The sequence below is a fragment of the Streptomyces sp. DI166 genome (assembly GCF_900091315.1).
Lineage (GTDB): Bacteria > Actinomycetota > Actinomycetes > Streptomycetales > Streptomycetaceae > Streptomyces > Streptomyces fuscus.
Map to the genome: position 1 here is coordinate 1 of NZ_FLSP01000154.1, position 12,417 is coordinate 12,417.

The window sequence follows — 12,417 nt, forward strand, 5'->3', positions numbered from 1 at the left end:
GGGGACTGTTGAAGTCGTCGCCGGTGTTCGCGGCGCGGATCGCCGGGTGCGAGGCGGCTTTGTCGACTTACGTCGACTGGTCGCTCACAGAGGTGCTGCGGGGCGATGACGATGCCTGGATGCAGCGGGTTGATGTGGTTCAGCCGGTGCTGTGGGCCGTGATGGTGTCGCTGGCATCCGTCTGGGAGTCCCTGGGCGTCGAACCGGCCGCTGTGATCGGGCATTCGCAGGGTGAGATCGCGGCTGCGGCAGTCGCCGGGGCGTTGAGTCTGCAGGACGCCGCGCGTGTGGTGGCGCTGCGGTCCGCCGCTGTTCGAGACGAACTCGCGGGCCATGGTGGCATGTTGTCGCTGGCGACCGGCCCGGAGAGGGCTGCGGAGTGGGTTGCGCCGTACGGTGAGCGGGTCTCGGTGGCGGTCTACAACGGGCCGGATGCCACGGTCGTAGCGGGTGATCCGCAGGCTCTGGACGAGATCGCCGCTGCGGCGGAGGCGGCGGATGTACGGGCGCGGCGTGTCCCGGTCGACTACGCCTCGCACTCCACGCAAGTGGAGGCCATCGAGGCGAGGTTGCTTGAGGTCCTGGCCCCGGTCTCGCCGCAGGAGTCCCGTCTCCCGCTGATCTCCACGGTCACCGGCGAGGTTCTGGACACGTCCACGATGGACGCCGCGTACTGGTACGAGGGCCTTCGCCGGCCCGTCCGTTTCACCGAGGCCGTGCAACAGGCGTTGTCCTACGGCCGTTTCGTCGAGGTCAGTGCCCACCCCGTGCTGACCATGGGCGTGCAGGCGATAGCCGAAGCCGCCGAGCAACCGGCGGCCGTCGTCGGCACCCTCCGCCGGGACGAGGACGAGAGCACCCGCTTCATCGCCAGTGCCGCCGAACTCTGGGTTCAGGGCACCGACATCGACTGGACCGCCGTCTACGCGGGCCGCACCGTCACCCACGTCGACCTCCCCGCCTACGCCTTCCAGCGCGAGCGTTACTGGCTGGAGCCGGCCGCCACCGCGGGCGACCCCGCCGAACTGGGCCTCGGCGCCGCCGGACACCCCCTGCTGGGTGCGGCCGTGAGCCTCGCGGTGGACGGCGGTCTGGTGCTGACCGGACGCCTGTCGCTCCGCAGTCACCCCTGGCTCGCCGACCACGCCGTCGCGGGCACCGTCCTCTTCCCCGGCACCGGATTCGTGGAACTGGCGATCAGGGCCGGAGACGAGGTCGGTTACGGCCACCTCGCCGAACTCACCCTCCACGCGCCCTTGGTGCTCCCCGAAGAGCGCGCCGTACAACTCCAAGTCGTCGTGGCCGCCGAGTCAGAGGGGCGCCGGGCGCTGACCGTGTACTCCCGCCCCGAAGGCACCGAGGACGAGTGGACGCTGCACGCGGAGGGACTGCTCGCCGCAGAGGCGGTCGCCCCGCCCGACACCGGTCTGGCGGTCTGGCCCCCCGTCGGCGCCGAAGCCGTCGACATCTCCGCCTTCTACCCAGAGGCCGAAGCGGCCGGTTACGGCTACGGGCCCGCCTTCCAGGGCCTGCGCGCCGCCTGGCGTCACGGCGAAACCGTCTACGCCGAACTGGAGTTGCCGGAGAAGCAGCGGTCCGAGGCGGCCCGGTTCGGGCTGCACCCAGCGCTGCTCGACGCCGCGCTCCAGGCGATCGGGCTCGGCCGGTTCGGGGCGCCGGACGAACGGGACGCGCTGCGGTTGCCGTACGTCTGGTCCGACGTGTCGCTGGCCGCGGTCGGCGCGTCGGCGGTCCGGGTGCGGCTGACCCCGGCGGGGCCGGACGCCGTGATGATCGACGTCGCGGACGCGGCGGGCCGTGCGGTGGCGCACGTGGGGTCGCTGGCGCTGCGGCCGGTCCGCGCCGACCAGCTGACGTCGGTGGGCGACCGCAGGGGCGACGACGGCTTGTTCGTACTGCGCTGGACCACCGTCCCGACCGTCCCGGCCGACACGACCACCGCCTGGGCAGTCGTCGGCGAGGACTCCCTCGGCCTCGCCGCCGCCGTGCAGCTCGCCGGTGCGGCTGTCGACTCGTACGAGGGTCCCGCAGCACTGCGGGCCGCTGTGGCGGCCGGGGTGTCGGCCCCGGGGACCGTTCTGTGCGCACCGCCGTCCGACCCGGCCGCGCTGCTCGGGTTCCTCCAGGAGTGGCTCGGCGACGAGGCGTTGGCCGCGTCGCGGCTGGCCGTGGTGACCAGGGGCGCGGTGGCCACCCGGCCCGACGAGGACGTACCGGACCTGCGAGGGGCCGCTCTGTGGGGGCTGGTGCGTACGGCGCAGACCGAGGCGCCGGACCGGTTCCTGCTGGTCGACCTCGACCCCGCCGAGCAGGCCGCCGACGAGGTCACGGACGCCGTGGCCGTCGCGCTGGCCGCCGACGAGTCGCAGGTCGCCGTGCGTGGTGGGGAGCTGCTGGTGCCTCGGCTGGCCCCTGCCGACGCGGACGGCGCGCTCGTGCCCCCGGCCGGGGAACCGGCCTGGCGGCTGGACACGGCCGCCTCCGGAACCCTGGAAGGGCTGCGGCTGCTGCCCGCCCCGCAGGCGGTGGCCGAACTGGCGCCCGGGCAGATCCGGATCGGGGTCCGCGCGGCGGGCGTGAACTTCCGGGATGTGCTGATCGGTCTGGGCATGGTCCCGGGGCAGACCGTCATGGGCAGCGAGTGCGCGGGTGTGGTGCTGGAGGTGGGCGACGGGGTCACCCGGTTCGCTCCCGGTGACCGGGTCGTCGGGATCGTCGACGGTGGCTTCGGGCCGCTGGCCGTGGCCGACGCCCGCATGGTGGCGCCGGTGCCCGAGGGGTGGTCGTACCAGCAGGCGGCCTCGGTGCCGGTGGCGTACCTGACCGCCTGGCTGGGGCTGGTGGACCTGGCGGGCGTCCGGCAGGGCGACACCGTCCTCGTGCACGCGGGTGCCGGGGGCGTGGGGATCGCCGCCATCCAGCTCGCCCGGCATCTCGGGGCCACCGTCCTGGCGACCGCCAGCCCCGGCAAGTGGGACGTGCTGCGTGGACTCGGTCTCACCGACGACCAGATCGCCTCCTCGCGTGATCTCGGCTTCCGGGAGAAGTTCCGGAACCGGCGCGTGGACATCGTCCTCAACTCCCTGGCCCGCGAGTTCGTCGACGCCTCCCTCGAACTGCTCTCCGACGGCGGGCGGTTCCTGGAGATGGGCAAGACCGACAAGCGGGACCCCGAGCAGGTGGCGCGCGAGCACCCGGGCGTCGTCTACCGGGCGTACGACCTGAAGGAGGCCGGGGCCGAGCAGTGCGGCGAGATGCTGGCCGAGGTGCTGGCGCTGTTCGAGCGGGGCGTCCTGCGGCACATGCCGGTCACGACCTGGGACGTCCGGCGCGGGCCCCAGGCGTTCCGGCACATGAGCCAGGCCAGGCACACCGGCAAGGTCGTCCTCACCACGCCGCCCGTCCTCGACCCCGACGGCACCGTACTGATCACCGGCGGCACCGGAACCCTCGGCTCGCTCCTCGCCCGCCACCTGGTCACCGCGTACGGCGTCCGCCACCTGCTGCTCATCGGCCGACAGGGGCCGGACGCGCCCGGCGCCGCCGAACTCGTGGCGGAGCTGGGGGAACTGGGTGCCGTCGCCGAAGTGGCCGCCTGTGACGCGGCCGACCGGGACCAGCTTGCCGCGCTGCTGGACGGGCGGCGGCTGACGGGCGTCGTCCACGCGGCCGGCGTACTGGCCGACGGTGTGCTGACCTCCCTCACCCCGGAGCAGCTCGCCACCGTCTGGCGGCCGAAGGTCGAAGCCGCGGTCAACCTCCACGAACTGACCCGGGACACCGACCTGGGCATGTTCGTCCTGTACTCCTCCGCCTCCGGAGTCTTCGGCGGCCCCGGCCAGGCCAACTACGCGGCGGCCAACGTCTACCTGGACGCCCTCGCCCAGCACCGCCGCGCCCGGGGACTGCCCGCCACCTCGCTGGCCTGGGGCCTGTGGGCGACGGCCAGCGCCATGACCGGACACCTCGCCGACGGCGACATCGGCCGCGTCGCCCGCAACGGCTTCGTCCCGCTCACCGACGACCAGGGCAACGCCCTCTTCGACGCCGCCCTCGCCCGCGACGGAGCCCACTTCGTGGCTGCCGACCTCGACACCGCCGCCCTGCGCGCCGCCGTCGCCGGGAAGCCGGTACCGCCACTGCTGCGCGGCATCGTGCGCGGCACCGCCCGCCGCACTGTCGACGCCGTCGGCCCGGACCGCACGGACGCCCTCGCGGGGCGGATCGGCGGGCTGCCCCCGGCCGAGCGCGAGCGGTTCCTGCTGGACCTGGTCCGCTCCCATGTCGCCGCCGTCCTCGGCCACCTCGACCCGCGGGTGCTGGACGTCGAACGGCCCTTCAAGGACCTCGGCTTCGACTCGCTCACCTCCGTCGAACTGCGCAACCGCGTCAACGCGGCGACCGGCCTGCGCCTCCCCGCGGCCCTCACCTTCGACCACCCCACCCCGGCCGCCGTGGCGCGGCTGATCGCGGGGGAGCTGACCGGCGTACACGACGAGGACACGACCGTGGGCGGCCGGGGCGGGCGTACCGACGAGCCCATCGCGATCGTCGGGATGGCCTGCCGCTTCCCCGGTGACGTCCACTCGCCCGAGGACCTGTGGCGCCTGGTCGGCGAAGGCCGCGACGCCGTCGGCGACTTCCCCGAGGACCGCGGCTGGGACATGGCCGCCCTCTACGACGCCGACCCCGACGCGCGCGGCAAGTCCTACCTGCGCGGCGCCGCCCTCATGACCGATGTCGCCGGATTCGACGCCGACTTCTTCGGGATCTCACCGCGCGAGGCACTGGCCATGGACCCGCAGCAGCGGCTCGCACTGGAGGCGTCCTGGGAGGCCGTGGAGCGGTCCGGCATCGACCCCGGCTCGCTGCGCCGCACCCGGACCGGGGTCTTCCTCGGGGCCCTCAACTCGGAGTACCTGTCCCGGCTCGACTCGGCGCCCGACGAGGTCGAGGGCTTCCTCGGCACCGGCAACATGCTCAGCGTCACCTCAGGCCGCATCGCCTACCAACTCGGCCTGGAGGGCCCGGCGATCACCGTCGACACCGCCTGCTCCTCCTCCCTGGTCGCCCTGCACATGGCGGTCCGGTCGCTCCGCGAAGGCGAGTGCGACCTCGCCCTCACCGGCGGTGTGACCGTCGTCTGCTCATCGGCGGGCTTCGTGGAGATGAGCCGTCAGCGCGCCTTCTCGGAGGACGGCCGGTGCCGCGCCTTCGCCGCCGACGCGAGCGGCTTCGGCCCGGCCGAGGGCGTCGGCGTCCTGCTCGTGGAACGGCTCTCGGACGCCCGGGCCAAGGGGCACCGGGTGCTCGCACTGGTGCGGGGCTCCGCCGTCAACCAGGACGGTGCCTCGAACGGCCTCACAGCGCCCAACGGTCCGTCCCAGCAGCGCGTCATCCGCGCCGCCCTCGCCGACGCCGGTGTCCCACCCGGCGAGGTGGACGCGGTCGAGGCACACGGGACGGGGACGAACCTGGGCGACCCGATCGAGGCGGACGCGCTGCTGGCCACGTACGGGCGGGATCGTGAACGACCGCTGTGGCTGGGGTCCGTGAAGTCGAACATCGGGCACACCCAGGCCGCCGCCGGTGTCGCGGGCGTCATCAAAATGGTGATGGCCCTGCGGGAACGGATGCTGCCCCGCACCCTGCACGTCGAGCGGCCGACCCCGCACGTCGACTGGTCGGCCGGTGGCCTGCGGCTGCTCGCCGAACCGCGGGAGTGGACGGCGAACGGCCACCCCCGGCGGGCCGGGGTCTCCTCCTTCGGTATCTCCGGGACGAACGCGCACGTGGTGCTGGAGGAGGCACCCGCGCAGGAAGCACCCCGGCCGGTGGTGGTCTCCGGGCCCGAAGGACTGCCGGGTTCCCCGGTCGTGCCCTGGCCGCTCTCGGCCCGGAGTGCCGACGGGCTCGGCGCACGGGCCGCGTCCCTCGCCGAGGCGCTCGGTGCGGTGAAACCCGTGGACGCGGGATGGGCGCTCGCCAGCCGCTCGGCGTGGGAGCACCGGGCGGTGGTGTGGGGGAGCGCGGGCGCGGAACTGACGGCCGGGCTTGAGGCGTTGGCGGCGGGACGCGCGGCTCGTAACACCGTGTCCGGGACGGTGAGTCCGGGCCACGGCGTGGTGTTCGTGTTCCCCGGCCAGGGGGCCCAGTGGCTGGGGATGGGGCGGGGACTGCTCAAGTCCTCGCCGGTGTTCGCGGCCCGCGTCGCCGAGTGCGAGACAGCCCTGTCGCCCTACGTCGACTGGTCGCTCACCGAGGTGCTGCACCGCGACGACGACGCCTGGATGGAGTGCGTGGACGTGCTCCAGCCGGTGCTGTGGGCCGTGATGGTGTCGCTGGCGGCGGTGTGGGAGTCGCTGGGTGTCCGGCCCACCGCGGTGATGGGCCACTCGCAGGGGGAGATCGCGGCGGCCGCGGTGGCCGGCGCGCTCAGTCTCGACGACGCGGCCCGCGTGGTGGCGCTGCGCGCCTCGACCACCGGGCGCGAACTCTCGGGACGGGGCGGGATGCTGTCTCTCGCGGCCGGTCCCGAGCAGGCCGCGGAATGGGTGGCGCCGTACGGTGACCGGGCGTCGGTGGCGGTCTACAACGGTCCGGACGCCACGGCCGTGGCCGGGGACCCGGAGGCCCTGGACGAGATCGCCGCCACGGCGGAGGCGGCGGGGGTACGGGCCCGGCGGATCCAGGCGGCCTACGCCTCGCACAGCCTCCACGTGGAAGCCGTCAGGTCCAAGCTGCTCGAAGACTTCGCCCCCGTGACACCGAAGGCGTCCCGCATTCCCCTGATCTCCACGGTCACCGGCGACGTACTGGACACCACCACAATGGACGCCGCGTACTGGTACGAGAACGTACGCCGACCCGTCCGCTTCACCGACGCGGTCCAACAGGCCCTGTCCCACGGCCGTTTCGTCGAGGTCAGCGCCCACCCCGTCCTGACCACGAGCGTCCAGGCCACAGCGGAGGCCGCCGACAGGCCGGTCACCGTCGTCGGCACCCTCCGCCGCGACGAGGACGAGAACGCCCGCTTCGTCGCGAACGCCGCCGAACTCTGGGTGGGCGGAGCGGACGTCGACTGGTCCGCCGTCTACGCGGGCCGTACCGCCCACCAAGTGGACCTGCCCACCTACCCCTTCCAGCACCGCCGCTACTGGCTCGAACCCCTCGCCCCCACCACCGACGTCACCGGCGCCGGCCTGACCAGCACCGACCACCCCCTGCTGGGCGCCTGCGTGAACGTCGCCGTGGACGGCCGGGCCGTCCTCACCGGCCGCCTCTCCACCCGCAGCCAGCCGTGGCTCGCCGACCACGCGGTCGCGGGCACCGTCCTCCTCCCCGGCACCGCGTTCGTGGAACTGGCGATCCGGGCCGGCGACGAAGCCGGCTGCGGCCACCTGACCGAACTCACCCTCCACGAACCCCTCACCCTCGCGGCCGACTCGGCGGCCCGGATCCAGGTCGTCGTGGGCGCCCCCGACGAGAACGGCGACCGCGAGCTCACCGTCCACTCCCGCCCCGAGGACGCCGAACAGGACCACCCGTGGACACGGCACGCGGAAGGACTGCTGAGCGAGCGGCCCGCCGAGCCGTCGCCCGCGCTCACCGACTGGCCGCCGCCCGGCGCCGAACCGGCGGACGTGTCCGGGTTCTACGCGACGGCCGCCACCGCCGGTTACGGCTACGGACCCGCCTTCCAGGGGCTGCGTGCCGTATGGCGGCGCGGTGAGGAGGTCTTCGCCGAGGTGGCGCTCCCGGAGGAGGCGAAGACGGACGCCGCCCGCTTCGGAGTGCACCCGGCTCTGTTCGACTCCGCCCTGCACGCCATCGGCTTCGCCTCCTTCGCCGGGGACCCGGCCGCGCTGAGACTGCCGTTCACCTGGTCCGGGGTCACCCTCTTCGCCGCCGGTGCCGACCGGCTGCGGGTGCGGATCGCCGCGAACGCGGACGACACCCTGAGCGTCCGGGTCGCCGACGCGACCGGCACCCCCGTCGCCGCCGTGGACTCCCTGGCCCTGCGGACCGTCACCGCCGACCAGATCGCCGCCGGTCCGGACGCCGACTCCCTGTTCGTCCTGGACTGGACACCGGTCGCCGCCCCGTCCGCCGTACGGTCCGAGCGGTGGGCGCTGCTCGGCGGCAGCACGCTTCCCGTACCCGCCGACGTGGCCGTGCACGCGGACCTCGCGGACCTGCCCGAGCCCTTGCCCGAGGCGGTGCTCCGGGCGGTTCCCGGCGCCGAGGCGGACGCACCCGCCGACGCCGCCCGAAAGGTCACCGAGCGGGTGCTCGCCCAGGTCCAGGAGTGGCTCGCCGACGAACGGCTCACGGAGACCCGGCTGGTCCTCGTCACCCGGGGCGCCGTCTCCGCCGGACGCGACACCGACCTCACCGACATCACCGCCGCACCCGTCTGGGGACTGATCCGGTCCGTCCAGACGGAGAACCCGGGCCGCTTCCTGCTGCTCGACCTCGACCCCGGTGAGGAACCGACCGCCGAGCAGCTCGCCACGGCCGTCGCCGCCGCCCTGGAGGCGGACGAGTACCAGGTCGCCGTCCGTGCCGGCACCCCGCTGACCCCCCGCCTGGTACGGCCCCGCGACGCGAGCGCGCTCGTGCCGCCCGCCGGGAGGGCCTGGCGGCTCGACACGGCGGCCTCCGGCACCCTCGACGGACTCGCCCTGCTGCCGCACCCGGAGGCCACCGAGCCACTGGCGCCCGGCCAGGTCCGGGTCTCCGTGCGCGCCGCGGGCGTCAACTTCCGCGATGTGCTCATCGGGCTCGGCATGGTCCCGGGCCAGACGGTGATGGGCAGCGAGGGCGCGGGCGTGGTCACCGAGACCGGCCCCGGCGTCACCCGGTTCGCGCCCGGCGACCGCGTCCTCGGCCTCATGGGCGGCGCCCTCGGCCCGCTGGCCGTGACCGACGAACGGGTCCTCGCCCCCGTACCGGAAGGATGGTCGTTCGCACAGGCGGCGTCCGTGCCCGTGGTCTTCCTGACCGCCTACTACGGGCTGCGGGACCTGGCCGGGCTCGACGAGGGCCACACCGTGCTCGTGCACGCGGGCGCAGGCGGCGTCGGCATGGCCGCGATCCAGCTCGCCCGGCACTTCGGCGCACGAGCACTGGCCACCGCCGGCCCCGGCAAGTGGGACGCGCTGCGCGAACTCGGCCTCACCGACGAGGAGATCGCCTCCTCCCGCGACCTCGACTTCCGGGACAGCTTCAAAGCGGCCACCGAGGGTTCCGGCGTCGACGTCGTCCTGAACTCGCTCACGGGGGAGTACATCGACGCCTCCCTCGAACTGCTGCCGCGCGGCGGACGGTTCCTGGAACTGGGCAAGACCGACCGGCGCGATCCCGACCAGGTGGCCCAGGACCATCCCGGCGTCTCCTACGCCGCCTACGACCTCGGTGACGCCGGAGCCGACCGCATCGGCGAGATGCTCACCGAGATCCTGCGGCTCTTCACCGCCGGGAAACTCAGCCCGCTCCCCGTCACCGCCTGGGACGTGCGCCGCGCGCCGGAGGCTTTCCGGCACATCAGCCAGGCCAAGCACATCGGCAAGGTCGTCCTCACCATGCCGCCCGCCCTCGACCCCGAGGGCACGGTCCTCATCACCGGCGGCACCGGCACCCTCGGCGCCCGCCTCGCCCGCCACCTGGTCGCCCGGCACGGCGTACGGCGCCTGCTGCTCGTCGGCCGCCAGGGACCGGACGCCCCCGGCGCCGCCGAACTCCACGCCGAACTCACCGAGTCGGGCGCCACCGTCGACATCGTCGCCTGCGACACCGCCGACCGCGACCAGCTCGCCCGCACCCTCGCCGGCGCCCACCGGCTCACCGGCGTCGTCCACGCCGCCGGAGTCCTCGCCGACGGCACGCTCGCCGCCCAGAACGCCGACAAGCTGGCCCAGGTGTGGCGGCCCAAGGCCGAGGCCGCCACCCACCTCCACGAGCTGACCCGCGACCGGGACCTCGCCCTCTTCGCCCTCTACTCCTCCGCGGCGGGCATCGGCGGCGGCGCCGGACAGGCCAACTACGCCGCCGCCAACACCTACTTGGACGCCCTCGCCCACCAGCGCCGCGCCCAAGGCATGCCGGCCCAGTCCCTCATCTGGGGACTGTGGGACGAGACCAGCGCCATGACCGGACACCTCGACCGGGCCGCCGCCGACCGTGCCCGCCACAACGGCGTCGTCAAGCCGATGGACACCGACACCGGCCTCGCCCTCTTCGACGCCGCCCGGCGCCTGGACGAGACCCTCGTCGTACCGCTCCGGCTCAACCTGCCCCTGATGCGCGCCCGCGCCCGCACCACCTCCGACATCCGGCCCCTGTTCCGCTCCCTGGTCAAACCCGGCGCACGGGGCCGCGCCACCGACGCGGGGCAGGGCACCGGCAGCGCCGCCTCCCTCACCGCCGCCCTCGCCGGACTCACCCCCGCCGAACGCGAACACCGGCTGCTGGACCTCGTCCGCACCCACGCGAGCGCCGTCCTCGGCCACACCGGCACCGGCGCCGTCGACCCCAACCGGCCCTTCAAGGACCTCGGCTTCGACTCCCTCACCGCGGTCGAACTGCGCAACCGGCTCGGCGCCGCCACCGGCGTACGCCTCGCCACCACCGTCGTATTCGACCAGCCCACCCCACTCGCCCTGAGCAAGCACCTCCTGGACCGGATCGCGCCCGGACCCGAGTGGGAACCGGCACCCGAACAGGCCGGGGACGCCGAACTCTCCCGCGCCCTCGCCGCCATCCCGCTCCACCGCCTCCGCGAAGCGGGCCTCGCCGAGACACTGCTGCGCCTCGCCCGGGACGAAGCGGTACCGGACACCCCCAGCGACGACGACGGAACCACCGAAGCCATCGCGGACATGGAGGTCGACGACCTCGTCCGGATGGCCCTCGGGGATGCCGACTCCGACTCCTGAGACGACAGACCCGAGACGACGGAGACGACATGACCACCTCGACCGGAAACGACAGGAACGAAAAGGTCGTCGCGGCCCTGCGCGCCTCGCTCACCGAGGCGGAACGGCTGCGCAAGCAGAACCGGCAGCTCCTCGCCGCGGCCCGCGAGCCCATCGCCGTCGTCGCCATGGCCTGCCGCTACCCCGGCGGCGTCCGCTCGCCCGAGGACCTGTGGCGCCTGGTGGAGACCGGCACCGACGCCGTGTCCGCCTTCCCCACCGACCGCGGCTGGGACCTCGACGCCCTCTACGACCCCGACCCCGACCACCCGGGCACCTGCTACGCCCGCGAGGGCGCGTTCCTCTACGACGCCGCCGACTTCGACGCCGACCTCTTCGGCATCTCCCCCCGCGAGGCCCTGGCCATGGACCCGCAACAGCGGCTCCTGCTGGAAACCTCCTGGGAAGTCCTCGAACGCGCCGGCATCGACCCCGCCGAACTGCGCGGCAAACCCATCGGCACCTTCGTCGGCGGGGGCCACTCCGGCTACGGCATCACCGGAGGCCAACTCCCCGACAGCGCCGAGGGCTACGCCCTGACCGGCAGCACCTCCAGCATCATGTCCGGTCGCCTCGCCTACACCTTCGGCTTCGAAGGCCCCGCCGTCACCGTCGACACCGCCTGCTCCTCCTCCCTGGTCGCCCTGCACATGGCCGTGCAGTCCCTGCGCAACGGTGAGTGCGAGATGGCCCTCACCGGCGGCGCCGCCGTCATGGCCAGCCCCTTCCCCTTCGTCGAGTTCAGCCGCCAGCGCGGCCTCGCCGCCGACGGCCGCTGCAAGGCGTTCGCAGCCGCGGCCGACGGCACGGGATGGGGCGAGGGCGCGGGCGTGCTGCTGCTGGAGCGCCTGTCGGACGCGCGCCGGCACGGACACCGGGTGCTGGCCGTGATCCGGGGCTCGGCCGTCAACCAGGACGGCGCCTCGAACGGCCTCACGGCGCCCAACGGGCCCTCGCAGCAGCGCGTCATCCGTGCCGCCCTCGCCAACGCCGGGCTCACCGCCACCGACGTGGACACCGTCGAGGCCCACGGCACCGGCACCAGGCTGGGCGACCCGATCGAGGCACACGCCCTGCTGGAGACGTACGGGCAGGGCCGCGAGCCGGGAAGGCCCCTGTGGCTCGGCTCGGTCAAGTCGAACATCGGGCACACGCAGTACGCGGCGGGCGTCGCCGGAGTCATCAAGCTCGTGATGGCCATGCGGGCCGGCGTCCTGCCCCGCACGCTGCACGTGGACGAGCCGACTCCGCACGTCGACTGGACCTCCGGTGCGGTCGAGGTACTGAAAGAGGCCCTGCCCTGGGAGACACGGGACGAACAGCCCCGGCGGGGGGCGGTGTCGGCGTTCGGCATCAGCGGCACGAACGCGCACGTGATTGTGGAGGAGGTGTCGGAGGAGTCGTCCGCCGCTGGTGAGGC

2 protein-coding genes are annotated in these 12,417 nt (G+C 74.0%); both read left to right on the forward strand.

Features of this window, described 5'->3' with window-relative positions; all coding sequences use genetic code 11:
- The first annotated feature begins 8 nt into the window (after positions 1 to 8).
- The gene (locus GA0115233_RS38045; RefSeq protein WP_255310494.1) at positions 9 to 10,958 is read left to right on the forward strand and encodes a type I polyketide synthase; all 10,950 of its coding nucleotides are present in this window, start codon (positions 9 to 11) and stop codon (positions 10,956 to 10,958) included.
- 29 nt (positions 10,959 to 10,987) lie between these two features.
- Positions 10,988 to 12,417, forward strand: a 1,430-nt coding sequence (locus tag GA0115233_RS38050; protein ID WP_141689631.1) for a type I polyketide synthase, incomplete at its 3' end; no start/stop codon positions are given.